Raw genomic sequence first — 13,924 nt, forward strand, 5'->3', positions numbered from 1 at the left:
TTTAGATTGGTGTTAGTTGGCAGCTCATGAAGCAGCGATCCAGCCCTTTTGTACGGCGATCTGCACCACTACCACCAATGTATTCATTCCCACATGTGTGATCATCGAGGTCCAGATTCTTCCCGTTGCTTTGTATTGTAGACTAAAGAAAAAACCTAAGAAAAAGTAGATCAGTAAGTGGCCATCGTTATGGGCAAAAGCAAACAATAAGGAACTAACGATTGCCCCGATCCAAAAGTTTGTATATTTGCCAACGATACCTAAGATGCTACGACGAAAGACGAATTCTTCCATGACTGGACCAGCGACTGTGGTAGCTATTAAAAAGGCTGGAGCTTCAAGAATCATTTGAATAATATTTTGTGTATTCTCAGAAGGAGCGCTGTTACCAAATAAAAGAGTTTCCAACGTCACTGCAAGTGCCTGTAAGATCAAAGCAATGAAAATCCCAACAAACCCATATAAGATGATTTTTGGTGTCGAAGCACTAGGAGTGGCTGCTTCTAGTGGTAGTGGTTCATTTTGCTTGAAATAAAAGAAAGCTAAAACAATTGCTCCTAGGATATAGGCAATCGTCGTTGCTGTAATCACGTCAGTAACAGTATGGACGATTCCGATAGAGGAAAGGATCAATGGGGAAAGAAAAATGAGTCCATAGCAAAAGATACTAGCGAAACTATATTTTTTTAATGACATAAAATACCTCCTTAAAGATAGGCAGAAGTAGACTGCAAGAATAGAAATTAATTATAACATAGATCAATTTAGAGGCTATTACTAAGGGACTTCTAACGGTTACGGATAAAATTAGTGTACTTTCATTTAAAAAGCTTGCAAAAAAATCAAAGTATGAGTATTATTAAAAATGTAGGTTAGCACTCGATGTGTAAGAGTGCTAACGAATCCAAAAAAAGAGTTATCGGAGGGATTTATCGTGTTAAAACCATTAGGTGATCGCGTCATTATCGAAGTCGCAAAAGAAGAAGAAACAACTGTTGGAGGAATTGTTTTAGCTTCATCCGCTAAAGAAAAACCACAAACAGGAACAGTTGTTGCAGTCGGTGAAGGCCGTTTATTGGAAAACGGAGAAAAAGTTCCTGCTGCTGTAAAAGCGGGCGACCAAGTGATGTTTGAAAAATATGCCGGTACAGAAGTAAAATTTGAAGGAAAAGAATATTTGATCGTTGCAGGAAAAGATATCATGGCGATCGTTGAATAAATAAAAAAGTACGAAAAAAATTTGATGAGGTGAATAGACATGGCAAAAGAATTGAAATTTGCAGAAGATGCACGCGCAGCAATGCTACGTGGAGTTGATAAATTAGCTGATACAGTAAAAGTAACATTAGGTCCAAAAGGTCGTAATGTTGTATTAGAAAAATCATACGGTTCACCATTGATTACTAATGATGGCGTAACAATTGCAAAAGAAATCGAATTGGAAGATCATTTTGAAAACATGGGTGCAAAATTAGTTTCTGAAGTGGCTTCTAAAACCAATGATATCGCAGGTGACGGAACAACAACCGCTACTGTGTTAACCCAAGCAATTGTTCGTGAAGGATTAAAAAACGTAACAGCTGGGGCAAATCCTTTAGGTATTCGTCGTGGGATCGAATTGGCAACCAAAGCAGCTGTTGAAGAATTGCACAACATTTCAACAGTCGTAGATTCTAAAGAAGCAATTGCTCAAGTTGCAGCTGTTTCTTCTGGTTCAGAAAAAGTGGGACATTTGATTGCCGATGCAATGGAAAAAGTCGGCAATGACGGCGTTATTACTATTGAAGAATCAAAAGGAATCGAAACCGAATTAGATGTTGTAGAAGGGATGCAATTTGATCGTGGTTACTTGTCACAATACATGGTGACTGACAATGACAAAATGGAAGCTGTTTTAGAAAATCCATACATTTTGATCACAGATAAGAAAATTTCTAATATCCAAGACATCTTACCTTTATTAGAACAAATCTTACAACAATCTCGTCCGCTATTGATCATCGCTGACGATGTGGATGGAGAAGCTTTACCAACATTAGTCTTGAACAAAATCCGTGGGACATTTAACGTTGTTGCAGTGAAAGCACCTGGTTTCGGTGATCGTCGTAAAGCAATGCTTGAAGATATCGCTATCCTAACAGGCGGAACAGTGATTACAGACGACTTAGGATTAGAATTGAAAGATGCAACAATCGAAAACCTAGGAAATGCTTCAAAAGTTGTGGTAGACAAAGATAACACAACAATCGTTGAAGGCTCTGGCGATAAAACAGCCATTGAAGCACGTGTTCAATTGATCAAAAACCAAATTGCTGAAACAACATCAGATTTTGACCGTGAAAAATTACAAGAACGCTTAGCAAAACTTGCTGGTGGGGTTGCAGTGGTCAAAGTTGGTGCAGCAACTGAAACAGAATTAAAAGAATTGAAATTACGAATTGAAGATGCATTGAATGCAACTCGTGCTGCCGTTGAAGAAGGTATGGTTTCTGGTGGTGGAACAGCATTAGTGAATGTCATCAGCAAAGTTTCAGCAGTTGAAGCTCAAGGGGACGTTGCAACAGGTGTGAAAATCGTTGTTCGTGCCTTAGAAGAACCAATTCGTCAAATCGCAGAAAATGCGGGATATGAAGGCTCAGTCATCGTTGATAAATTGAAAAATGTTGAATTAGGAACAGGTTTCAATGCTGCAACAGGCGAATGGGTAAATATGGTTGAAGCAGGGATTGTTGATCCAACCAAAGTTACTCGTTCAGCATTACAAAATGCTGCATCTGTTTCAGCTCTATTATTAACAACTGAAGCAGTAGTTGCTGACAAACCAGAACCAGCAGCACCTGCAGCGCCAGCAATGGATCCATCAATGATGGGCGGCATGATGTAGTAATTAAGAAAGAACCCTGATATAAAAGGGTTCTTTCTTCTTTTTTTTGTTTTAAGTAAAAGGGCAAAAAAATTAAGAGATATTTAGTTAATCAATCATTCGATGCGGATAGTTGCTTATGGTCTAGAACGACCTATATACGTGAAGCTAGAGGATCTTGATATGCTACTATTTTTTTCTTTTTTTTCTTTTTCTTCTTTATATTCTCCATCCTTTTCAGATTCTCATTCTTAGACAACAAGGAGTGATTATTTTCCTTTGTACTTTTTAATGGCATAGGTTTCTCTACTAGGCAGTATTCTTTAATGTTTACTAGGTTAGACCTTCGTTCGTTTATTCGATGTTTTCTTCTCATTATTTTTACTAATCTTCTGCGTTGTAGTATGGTCTTTATTTTATACTTTATTAGTCTCTGTATTCTTTTCAGTATACCTGTTTTTTTCGTCTTTTTATACAATTGAAAAACTCCTCTCAATTAATGGTTTAAATGCATAGTAGCAGAGTTTGAATGAGGTACTTGAACTTATTTTTCTAGATAATTAAAATAAAGTTCTGCTTTTTAAAAAGTCAAAGACAAGTTTAAAGATTCGAAGACAAAAGTATGTATCGTATTGCTCGTTTTTTTAGAAGGTGAAGCAAAGATCTTGCTATGAGACGCGTTTCATAAGCTATACTCAATTCATCAAAAAGGAGGAATTACTGATGAATACTTATATCAAAACGACCAATGGCGCTACGAATGACTATTTTTATGCTTTTGTTGAATTTAAAGAAACAATGCTTGAATTGTCTAGTCCTCAAGGGTTAAATAAAACGGTAATGAAAAAAATTCCTTTAGATGAAATTAGTGGATTGGCAAAAGATACGTATCTGGGTGGGCAACGTATTAGCTTTGAATATGATGGAACGTTCTATCAATTTTTTGAATGTGGGCATGCTGTGGTAGACTATTTACAGGAAAATCTTTTTGTATAGGTGGTTTTAGTAAAGCATGACAAACATCAGAGATATTGCAAAACTGACGGGCTATTCTGTCTCTACCGTTTCACGGGTGATCAATAATCATCCTTATGTCGACGAAACAAAACGTGCCAAGATTCTATCCGTCATTGATGAGTTATCGTATGTTCCTAATGCAAGTGCCAGACAGCTCAGTTATGGAAAAACAAAAAATATTGGTGTTATTCTGCCTTATACGGATCATCCTTATTTCGATCAATTGCTTAGTGGGATCATTGAAGTTGCCTTCAACGAAGATTATCAGGTGACCTTGTTACCAACAAATTATCAGGCAGAAAGAGAGAGAATGTATTTAGAAGAATTTGCAGGTAAACGATTTGATGGTTTGATCGTTACTTCTCGTGCCAACAGTTTAGATGTATTGCTCTCTTATCAAAAGTATGGGCCAATCATTTTTTGTGAAGAAATAAAAGAAACAGAAGCTGGTTGCGTGTTTATCGATCGTGAACAATCTATTACTGAAGCATTATTGTATTTAAAAAATCAAGGCGTGGAAAATCTTGGCGTTACTTTAGGAAGAAGTGGTCGTCTTAGTTTTAATACAAAAGTGACGTTGGAACTTTGTAAAAAAATATTTCCCGATTTCAAAGAGGAAAATGTTTTTTGGAACTGTATTGACTATGAACAAGGGGTGAATGCAGCGACGTATTTTAAAGAAAAAAAGGTAGATGGTGTCTTCACTAATTCAGATACAGTTGCTGCCGGTATATTGCAAAGCTCCATCTTAGAAAGTAAAAACCGTCTTGTTGGTCGTGATAATCTGTTGATCAGTGAGCTAATGTCTTTTTCGACGATTGACCATGGCTTAAGAGAGTGTGGAGAAACGGCCTTTCTACTTTTTATCGAAGAAAAAAAAGATCAAATCAAAATTCCTTATCGATTTATTGTGCGATAGTCGAAATGGTTTTAATGCGGAATCAAAAGTAGATCGAAGTAACGCAAAAACCTAAAAAAGAAACCGAATAGCCAAAAATAGTTTCTCCTATTTTTGTGATTGCTTCGGTTTCTTTTTGACGTTAATGGATTATGAAAGAATGTAGTGTCTGCATTCTGACAGGATGGATCATAAAGTGAGATCTTCGCTACTTATTTCCTAAAATGAACGTCCACTCAAAGACAACTTATTCAACCGCGTATGTTTGAATGATCGTATTCAATGCTTGGGCAGCTCCGTTTCCACAACGCTCATCATAGTAAGCGGTGAATCGTTCATCAGAGATATACAATAAGCCTAAGCCACGATGAGCTTCGGAACTATAAGAAGGCCAGCTAAAAGTAAGCCATTTTTTGTGTTCTTCAAATAGTTTCAATGCTAGTTTTTGATCAGAGTCTGATTGTAAATAAGCTGTCAAATCAGCTAAGAGTTGTTTTTCTAAAGACTGCATTTCTTCAAATTTTTCTTCAGACATATTTTGCCATTTTTTATTTGCTTTCTCAACAGTGTCGTCTCCATATTTTTCTCGTATTTCTTGTCCATAGTTTGTTTCATTTTCCATTATTTTTTGTTTTTTAAATCCTTCAAATTTCTCATGATCTTTCATCGGTTTTCCTCCTTCGTAACTCTCCAATGTATGTTGAATAGTCATTAATAGTGTGTCGAGCTGTTTTCTTTTTTCTTGCAACATTTCTTGATGTTGGATCAACGCTTGTCGATGATCGAAAGCTGGATTATCTAAAATTTCTGCAATTTGTTCTAACTTAAAATCAAGGGAGCGATAAAACAAAATCTGTTGTAGTCGGTCAACTTCTTGGCTAGTGTAGATCCGATAGCCAGACTCAGTCACCCGTGATGGTTTCAGTAAGTGGATCTGATCGTAAAAACGCAGAGTACGAGGACTAACACCAGAAATTTCTGCCATTTTTTTTATAGTATATTCCATGCTTAACCTCCTTATAGAATGATCTTATTCCTTGACGTAACTAGAAGGTCAAGAAATTTTGAATATTTTTTTGTGTTTATTTTTATGTTATAATAAGTAAAGTAGAAAAATGAATTTTTCTGCTTTAAATATGTCATGTTGAAAGCGATTCCTTTGTTGGGCGCTTGTTATAAATAATAATAGAAAAGAGGAATAAGATGAAATTAATCGAAACGCCAGTTACAAGTAATTTAAATATTAAGACGTTTTATCCTAAAGTAGTAGATTTTTTCTTTAGTAGCAAAGCCATCAAATATTATAAACTTTATTCGCTTGATCGAACACAGATTTTATACATTGATACGTATGAAAAATCCCAATTATTGATGATTAATACGAAGAAAAAAATCACCAAGCAAGAAATTGATTTTGCAATCCGTCGTATTTTGAAAGCAGAACGTGAAGACGTCAAGGTCCATATTGGTGTAAAACAAGACTTAGAACGAGCAGGTGTCCAATTCAAACGACCAAATAAAGATATCGTGATTGTTGAACAGAAAGTAGGTCGTTCAGTGGAGGAAAAATAAAACAGTCTTCTGCAAATGAGTAAGTTGTGTACCGGTCTCAAAATTGGAGCTGTTAAGAAAAACTAGATACTTGGTTCAGAGAACAAGAGAAAAAATTTTTTTCAAGGTCTCTAGGGATGGATGACTAAGGGCAAAATGCATCCCTTTAGTATTGTAGTAAGTTTTAATACATTTAAATATTTCCATCTGAGTTTGAGGTGATGTCTCTGAATTGAGTCTCTTTGTCCCACGAGGTTGGTAACGAGAAATCTTAGGATAAATTCAACAGAAAGAAGAAAACTTCTTTCTGTTTTTTTGAACTGGAATCGGACGCTTGTTTGACTTCAAAAAAACTAGGAACTTTTTTATAAGCTTCGTTCCTCTTTTAAGTAATGCTTTTCTTGTTCTAATTTCTTCATGTCATCATGAGCATCAAAAAGTGCGTTCCCTTTTCTAAGAAACGCACTTGCTTTATATTTTTTAACTTCTTGAATCCAACGATACAAGCGGTGAGCCTGTTTTTTTTGCTAAAGACTAACTTCTTTCACAAAAAATTATTCTTCGATCATCAGGTTGACGGCAACAATTTTACCTGCTTTATCAACTGAATCTCTTGGCATAATAGAAATCCTCGATTTTCCTTCACTTTTTATCTAGTTTATTACAACAATTCCAACATCAAACTATAACTCTTTCCTAATACTTATTAAAATATAAAAAAAAATTTATGATGGTACCTCTTTATCAGTATATAATGCTAAGTGTCGGGAGATACGTTACATAAATCTTATTACTATAGATAAAGGGAGGTCGTTAAATATATAAGAAAGCGCAAAGTGTAATATTTTTTTATTTAGGAAAAGAAAATTAAGTTTATGTAACTATGTATTATTAGATCTCTATTGAATCCAAGGATGCTTTATTTAGATGATGATCAAATTTAAACCCATACAGATATCTATTATAGAATAAACATAATCATCCGATTACTTGGAGAAAAATCAATACCGACATTTATTAATGGTTAGAGAATATAGACTTTAGGATGTCATGATAAAAAATAAAATATAAAAGGATTGATTTGATGAAATATAGTAAACTATTATTATTTACCTCGTTTTTGTGCATTAGTGCTGGGACAATAAATACCATGACAGTTAATGCAGCTCAACAAGTAACTGTCTCAGATTCAACTGTCCGAAATGCTGTAGAGGCTGTAAACAACTTATTTACCGACAATACATATACCACATTATCCCCAAACACAACAACTGAAACGATCAAAGAAGCTAGAATGCTGATTCTTAAGGCCGCAGGAAAATGTGACATCGTTCATTTAAGTAATTTATGCAAGAAGGCGGAAAGCTTGTTATTAGAAAGTACTAATTCAGTAGATTCAGCTGTCCAAAATGCTGTAGAGGCTGTAAACCATTTATTTACCGACAATACATACACCACATTATCTCCAAACACAACAACTGAAACGATCAAAGAAGCTAGAACGTTGATTCTTAAGGCCGTAGGAAAATGTGACATCGTTCATTTAAGTAATTTATGCAAGAAGGCGGAAAAATTGTTATTAGAAAGTACCAATTCAGTAGATTCAGCTGTCCAAAATGCTGTAGAGGCTGTAAACAATTTATTTACCGACAATACATATACCACATTATCTCCAAACACAACAACTGAAACAATCAAAGAAGCTAGAACGCTGATTCTTAAGGCTGTAGGAAAATGCGACATCGTTCATTTAAGTAATTTATGCAAGAAGGCGGAAAGTTTATTAGCACTATCTGTTCATTTATAAAAAATAGAAAATTTATAACCTTTCACTTCTTTAAATATTCCTATAGGCACGACACCTAAAAGTGGGAAGTAAAAAAATTGACATAGGCTGTTTGTCCTCTGCACTGTACGGAGGGCGAACAGCCTAATGTCTGTAGTCTTTTATGAGAGAAGCGGTGATTAAATTCAGTTTTTTCGGAAAAATCATGGAAGATTGGACAACTTTTAATTTCACTTCAAAATTGTCTGTAACCATAAAAAAGTCGACCCCAAAAAAGGTCACTTTTTAGTCTAAATTTTTTGAGGTTGGTTCATTATTGTTCTGGGTTATAAATTTATTTTCATTTGTCCTTTTTCAGAAAATAATCAAGATTTCTTCTACTCTAGCGTTTTTTTGTTATAATGGATAAGAAATGAAAACTTGCCAAGAGGAGTAATATAAAGATGAATAAAATTTACCCAGATGACAGTTTGACGTTGCATACTGATTTATACCAAATCAACATGATGCAAACGTACTGGGAATTAGGTCGTGCGGATCTCCACGCTGTTTTTGAATGCTATTTCCGTGATATGCCATTTAACCATGGGTATGCCGTGTTTGCAGGATTAGAACGTCTTGTGGAATACTTAGAAAATTTGACGTTTAGTGAGTCAGACATCGAATACTTACGCAAAATGGACATCTACCCAGAAGGTTTTTTAACATATTTAAAAGAATTTAAATTTAAAGCTACTGTCCGCTCGGCGCGTGAAGGTGAATTAGTGTTTGCCAATGAACCATTGATCCAAGTGGAAGGTCCGTTAGCACATTGTCAATTGATTGAAACAGCCCTACTGAATATGGTGAACTTTCAAACGTTGATCGCTACGAAGGCAGCAAGAATCAAATCAGTGATCGGCGATGATCCATTGTTAGAATTTGGTACTAGAAGAGCGCAAGAATTGGATGCTGCTGTTTGGGGAACTCGAGCTGCTTACATCGGTGGAGCAGATGCTACTAGTAATGTCAGAGCTGGGAAAATCTTTGGGATTCCTGCAAGTGGAACGCATGCGCATGCACTTGTTCAATCTTATGGAAATGATTATGAAGCGTTTATGGCTTATGCGAAAACTCATAAAGACTGCGTGTTCTTAGTTGATACTTACGATACCTTGAAATCTGGTGTGCCTAGTGCGATCCGTGTAGCAAAAGAATTAGGTAATAAAATCAATTTCCTTGGGGTTCGTATCGATAGTGGCGACATGGCGTATATTTCGAAGCGTGTTCGTGAACAATTAGATGCTGCTGGTTTCACTGAGGCTAAAATTTATGCTTCAAATGATTTAGATGAAGCAACGATTTTAAATTTAAAAATGCAAAAAGCTAAAATCGACGTTTGGGGTGTAGGAACGAAATTGATTACAGCCTATGACCAACCTGCGCTTGGTGCAGTCTTCAAATTGGTTTCAATTGAAGATAAAGAGGGCAAAATGATCGATACAATCAAGCTTTCCAGCAATGCAGAAAAAGTAACAACTCCTGGCAAGAAACAAGTGTGGCGAATCACTCGCAATTTTGATGGCAAATCAGAAGGAGACTACGTTACGCTTTGGGATGAAGATCCTAGAGAGGAAGCAGAGATTTTTATGTTTCATCCTGTGCATACCTTTATCAATAAAACGGTGCGTGACTTTACAGCTCGACCTATCTTACAAGATATTTTCGTGAAGGGCGAACGGGTCTATGAATTACCAACTTTAGATGAAATCAAAGCATATACACGTGATAACCTTGATTCACTGTGGGAAGAGTACAAACGTGACCTTAATCCACAAAAATACCCAGTTGATTTATCAACAGATTGTTGGAATCATAAAATGGCTACGATGGAACGGATGAAGAAAAACGTAGCTACTTTATACAATGAATATTAAGGAGGAAAAAGAATGAGCTTACAAGAAGAGATTATCCAAGAATTAGGTGTCAAACCAACCATTGATCCACAAGGTGAGATTCGAACTAGTATTGATTTCATGAAAGCTTATTTAAAGAAATATCCTTTCTTAAAAACCTTTGTTTTAGGAATCAGTGGGGGACAAGATTCTACGTTAGCGGGACGTTTGGCTCAATTAGCAATGGAAGAAATGCGTGAAGAAACACAAGACGATCGTTATCAATTTATCGCTGTACGCTTACCTTATGGCGAACAAGTAGACGAAGAGGATGCGAAAGCTGCAGTTGAGTTTATCCAGCCTGACGTTCGCCTACGAGTGAATATCAAACCTGCTGTCGATGCGCAAGTTGCTGAATTAGTCGCTGCAGGGATCGAAGTCAGTGATTTCAATAAAGGAAATATCAAAGCTCGTCAACGGATGATTACACAGTATGCAATTGCAGGTGGGCATGCAGGAGCAGTCCTGGGAACGGATCATGCAGCTGAAAACATTACTGGTTTCTTTACAAAGTATGGCGACGGTGGCGCCGATTTGTTACCATTATTCCGCTTGGACAAACGTCAAGGAAAACAATTATTACAAGAACTAGGGGCACCTGAGAAACTTTATACCAAAATCCCAACAGCTGATTTGGAAGATGGCAAGCCGTTGATCGCCGATGAGGTTGCTTTAGGTGTTACTTACACTGAGATTGATGATTATTTAGAAGGTAAAGAAGTTCCAACAGATGCCAAACAAAAAATTGAAGCTTGGTGGAACAAAACTCAGCATAAACGACACTTACCTATCTCGGTGTTAGATGATTTTTGGAAATAAGCCTAAAAACTTTGTTGAAGATCACACCAATGAATGAAGTAACATTGCTTGTTTTTAATGAACTCGTTATTTAGTAAAAAATAAGGTTGTCATAGTAAAGTTCAGATGGAAAAATAACCTGCTATATCCGAAAACAGCTTCTCGCATTTTCTGGATATAGCGGGTTATTTCTATTATCAAGAGAATATGAACCGCATGTTCTTTTTCAAGATTTAAGACAAAAGATTAAAAATAGCTATTCATTGGGTTTCAGTTCTATTCTGTAGTAGTACGTCAATGAAGTACTATTAATTAAGATTATAAACGCATGGAGGATTTTTTAACGCCTTTTTTATAAGTCGCTACTTGCATACCATTGTTATGCTTTTACAATACGATATTGAACGGTCGACAATTTGTGAGCAATCAAATCGGACAACGAATAAAAAAAGATAAGGGTTTGCAGACAGTTCTTTACTTGTTATCTGGAAATCATTAAAATAAGGAAAGCGGTATCGAATAATAAATGAATTAAAGGAGTAACCATTTGAAAAGACATATAAAAGATAGTCTCAATCAATTGTCTGTCAAACAGAAAAATTGGTTAAAATATACATTAGTGGCGATAAGTATCGTTTTTGTCGTTGGACTAAGTAATTTGTATTTACAATGGTGTCAAAACGATCTTTCTTTTGATTTAGCTGTAAATTTTGCTTTCTCGTGGCATACGGAAAAATTTTTATTAGCTTGTTTAGTGTTATTAATGATCTTCCTTTTTTTAGTGGCAGTATTAGGTTCTTTTCTCTTTGGAACATTCTTTTATCTTGTTGGCATTGGAATATTAGGTTACGCAAACTATTTAAAAATGACCTATCGACAAGAACCGATTTATCCCGACGACCTAAAGATGATCAAAGAGTTTGGTTTATTAAAAGATATGACAGGCACAATCTCGTTTTATCTATTAGCAGGAATGATTCTATTGGTGGTAGCAGGTGGTTGCTGGGCTATCTATCGGAGTTTTAAGAAAGACAAGAAATTTCAAGCCATCCGAGTGATTACATTATTTACTACGATCTTTGCGCTTATTTATATTAGTCATTTCAATAACCCAAATAATTTATTACGTAAAGCATATAACAAAACGGCTTTGTGGATTCCTTATAGTCAAAAGATGAATTATTATAATACAGGTTTTATTGGTGGTTTCTTATACAATTTAAAAATCGATCCAATGGAAAAGCCAAAAGGGTACTCTGAAGAAAAAATCAAGGAAATTACATCACACTATCAAAAGCTGGCAGATGAAAAAAATAAAACTGCCTCAGAAGAACAACCGAATATCATTTATGTGATGAGCGAAAGTTTTTCAGATCCTAGTCGTTTGAATGGGGTGGAAATTACTGGTGATCCTTTGGCAGATTATTATGCGGTGGCTGATCAGACTTATAGTGGTCAGATGCTTTCTCAAAATTATGGTGGGGGAACAGCCAATATCGAATTTGAAGCATTAACTGGTTTTTCAATGGGACTATTCAATGCTCAATTAACAACACCCTACACAATGCTAGTACCCAAAATGAATCAATTACCTTCGATCGTTTCAACATTGAAAGATCAAAATTATCATACGACTGCGATCCATCCTTATAACACCTCTATGTACAAAAGAAAAGATGTTTACGAGGTTTTAGGTTTTGATGAATTTATTAGTGAAAATACGATGACGTATACAGACACCATTGAAGATAATCCCTACATTTCTGATGCTTCTGCTTATCAAGAAGTGATGGATCTTTTAAAAGAGGACGATACACCCAAATTTATCCATCTTGTGACGATGCAAACCCATATGCCTTATGATGGAAAATATCAGCAGCTCGAATATACAGCCAAAACAGAGGATAATAGTGGGATAAGTAGTTTAGAAAATTATCTTCAAGATATTTCGTATAGTAGCCAATCCTTAAAAGCGTTCACGGAAGAACTGAAGAAGTTATCAAGAAGAACACTAGTTGTTTTCTGGGGAGATCATTTACCAGGGATCTATTCTGACACCATTCAAAATAGTAATGAGAAACACACCTTACACGAAACACAGTTTTTGATGTTTGATAGTCAAGGAGAATTAGAAAAAACCGAAGCTCCTGTTACAAGTCCCTTTTATTTTGCTGCTGACTTGATGAATCAGACTAATCAACAGACAACTGGGTTTTATCAATTATTGTTGGCACTTCAAAATGAATTACCAGCGTTTGAGCGAGAACTATACTACCAAGAGGGGCAATGGCATCGGGAAGCACAATTAAACAAAAAACAAGCAGAACTTTATCAAGCTTATGAGATGATTCAATATGATATTGTTTCTGGAGAAAAATACAGTTTGCAAACAAATTTTTTTGAAAAATAACATATGACTTTATTACTCTGGGTAGAAAGCCTATTCAATTGTGCTAAAAAAAGGTAAAATAAAAGAGAAATAAAACCGAAAGTAGGAGAAAGAATGTTACCAAATATTGGTTATTATGTACAATCAGTCGATCGAATGGTCAAAGAGACGGAAGAGATCGGTGAACAGATGCATCCAAAATATCAAGTGATCAGAGAAGCGATTGATCAGAAAAAAACGGAAGACTTGTCTCCAGAAGAGTTAGCTGAAATCGTTCATTTGTTTGAAGAAGGAACAAAAAAATATCGTGTGATATTGAAAAAAATCAGTCAGTTGCGACCACCAGCAAAAGTAATGGGTATTCATAAAAGTTTTGAAAAAGCCTATACTTCCTACGTGGCTGGTTGTGAAGAAATGACTCAAAGTATCCAACCAGAGTCTGGAGTTGACCATGATTTATTTGATGCTTCTGAAGAAAAACAGGATCAAGCGACGGAAAATATTTCTTCAGCCATCCAAAAAATGACAAATTTATTGTTGAAAAAATAAAACAGTATAAAGTTTCGTTGAAAAATAGAGTGTTTTAATTTAATTATCATATGTTTTTTATGATAAAAATCAGTCAATCACTTATTATATGAAAGTAACCTATACCAACAACAATTTTGAATTACTCGATCGAATAATT

12 protein-coding genes are annotated in these 13,924 nt (G+C 35.5%); 10 read left to right on the top strand and 2 right to left on the bottom strand.

From position 1 onward, the window contains the following. Positions 1 to 24: 24 nt before the first annotated feature. Positions 25 to 696 carry a lysostaphin resistance A-like protein gene (locus AB3H90_RS03200; protein WP_368016164.1) on the bottom strand — a complete coding sequence of 224 codons (672 nt, stop codon included), beginning with the start codon at positions 694 to 696 and terminating at the stop codon, positions 25 to 27. 238 nt (positions 697 to 934) lie between these two features. Between AB3H90_RS03200 and groES the strand changes: the two genes are divergently transcribed. The 4 genes from groES (at position 935) to AB3H90_RS03220 (ending at position 4,799) form a co-directional block, all read left to right on the top strand. Further along, positions 935 to 1,219 (top strand): co-chaperone GroES, encoded by a 285-nt coding sequence (gene groES, locus AB3H90_RS03205; protein WP_010738436.1) that lies wholly within the window; start codon positions 935 to 937, stop codon positions 1,217 to 1,219. Positions 1,220 to 1,258: 39 nt separating this feature from the next. Continuing rightward, on the top strand, positions 1,259 to 2,884 hold the full coding sequence (gene groL, locus AB3H90_RS03210) for a chaperonin GroEL (RefSeq protein ID WP_010720044.1): 1,626 nt from the start codon (positions 1,259 to 1,261) through the stop codon (positions 2,882 to 2,884). A gap of 702 nt (positions 2,885 to 3,586) precedes the next feature. Next, positions 3,587 to 3,859, top strand: coding sequence for a hypothetical protein (locus tag AB3H90_RS03215; protein ID WP_010738434.1), 273 nt, complete (start codon positions 3,587 to 3,589; stop codon positions 3,857 to 3,859). A 16-nt stretch (positions 3,860 to 3,875) separates the two neighbouring features. Then, positions 3,876 to 4,799 (top strand): LacI family DNA-binding transcriptional regulator, encoded by a 924-nt coding sequence (locus AB3H90_RS03220; protein WP_368016165.1) that lies wholly within the window; start codon positions 3,876 to 3,878, stop codon positions 4,797 to 4,799. A 226-nt stretch (positions 4,800 to 5,025) separates the two neighbouring features. Here AB3H90_RS03220 and AB3H90_RS03225 read toward each other — a convergent pair whose 3' ends face one another. Then, a complete protein-coding gene (locus AB3H90_RS03225; protein WP_034699548.1) occupies positions 5,026 to 5,784 on the bottom strand; it encodes a MerR family transcriptional regulator in 759 nt (252 codons plus the stop codon). Positions 5,785 to 5,981: 197 nt separating this feature from the next. On the opposite strand from AB3H90_RS03225, the gene AB3H90_RS03230 reads away from it, so the two are divergent. The 6 genes from AB3H90_RS03230 (at position 5,982) to AB3H90_RS03255 (ending at position 13,785) form a co-directional block, all read left to right on the top strand. After that, positions 5,982 to 6,350 carry a DUF1827 family protein gene (locus AB3H90_RS03230; protein WP_034699551.1) on the top strand — a complete coding sequence of 123 codons (369 nt, stop codon included), beginning with the start codon at positions 5,982 to 5,984 and terminating at the stop codon, positions 6,348 to 6,350. A 1,063-nt stretch (positions 6,351 to 7,413) separates the two neighbouring features. Next, positions 7,414 to 8,136, top strand: a complete 723-nt coding sequence (locus AB3H90_RS03235; protein ID WP_368016166.1) for a hypothetical protein — start codon at positions 7,414 to 7,416, stop codon at positions 8,134 to 8,136. A gap of 422 nt (positions 8,137 to 8,558) precedes the next feature. Continuing rightward, positions 8,559 to 10,031 carry a nicotinate phosphoribosyltransferase gene (locus AB3H90_RS03240; RefSeq protein ID WP_010738428.1) on the top strand — a complete coding sequence of 491 codons (1,473 nt, stop codon included), beginning with the start codon at positions 8,559 to 8,561 and terminating at the stop codon, positions 10,029 to 10,031. A gap of 12 nt (positions 10,032 to 10,043) precedes the next feature. Next, positions 10,044 to 10,868, top strand: coding sequence for an ammonia-dependent NAD(+) synthetase (gene nadE / locus AB3H90_RS03245; protein ID WP_010720037.1), 825 nt, complete (start codon positions 10,044 to 10,046; stop codon positions 10,866 to 10,868). Between the two features lie 538 nt (positions 10,869 to 11,406). Further along, entirely contained in the window at positions 11,407 to 13,257 is a 1,851-nt protein-coding gene (locus AB3H90_RS03250; protein ID WP_368016308.1) for an LTA synthase family protein, read from the top strand. Positions 13,258 to 13,350: 93 nt separating this feature from the next. Continuing rightward, the gene (locus AB3H90_RS03255; protein WP_010738426.1) at positions 13,351 to 13,785 is read left to right on the top strand and encodes a hypothetical protein; all 435 of its coding nucleotides are present in this window, start codon (positions 13,351 to 13,353) and stop codon (positions 13,783 to 13,785) included. Positions 13,786 to 13,924 lie beyond the last annotated feature (139 nt).

This window comes from Enterococcus sp. C63 (assembly GCF_040887215.1).
GTDB lineage: Bacteria > Bacillota > Bacilli > Lactobacillales > Enterococcaceae > Enterococcus_B > Enterococcus_B hirae.

Excerpts from the sequence above, each read along its gene's own strand:
- AB3H90_RS03225 (WP_034699548.1), bottom strand. The coding sequence starts at position 5,784 with ATGGAATATACTATAAAAAAAATGGCAGAAATTTCTGGTGTTAGTCCT.
- AB3H90_RS03255 (WP_010738426.1), top strand. The coding sequence starts at position 13,351 with ATGTTACCAAATATTGGTTATTATGTACAATCAGTCGATCGAATGGTC.
- nadE (WP_010720037.1), top strand. The coding sequence starts at position 10,044 with ATGAGCTTACAAGAAGAGATTATCCAAGAATTAGGTGTCAAACCAACC.
- groL (WP_010720044.1), top strand. The coding sequence starts at position 1,259 with ATGGCAAAAGAATTGAAATTTGCAGAAGATGCACGCGCAGCAATGCTA.
- AB3H90_RS03200 (WP_368016164.1), bottom strand. The coding sequence starts at position 696 with ATGTCATTAAAAAAATATAGTTTCGCTAGTATCTTTTGCTATGGACTC.
- AB3H90_RS03235 (WP_368016166.1), top strand. The coding sequence starts at position 7,414 with ATGAAATATAGTAAACTATTATTATTTACCTCGTTTTTGTGCATTAGT.
- AB3H90_RS03215 (WP_010738434.1), top strand. The coding sequence starts at position 3,587 with ATGAATACTTATATCAAAACGACCAATGGCGCTACGAATGACTATTTT.
- AB3H90_RS03240 (WP_010738428.1), top strand. The coding sequence starts at position 8,559 with ATGAATAAAATTTACCCAGATGACAGTTTGACGTTGCATACTGATTTA.
- AB3H90_RS03220 (WP_368016165.1), top strand. The coding sequence starts at position 3,876 with ATGACAAACATCAGAGATATTGCAAAACTGACGGGCTATTCTGTCTCT.
- AB3H90_RS03230 (WP_034699551.1), top strand. The coding sequence starts at position 5,982 with ATGAAATTAATCGAAACGCCAGTTACAAGTAATTTAAATATTAAGACG.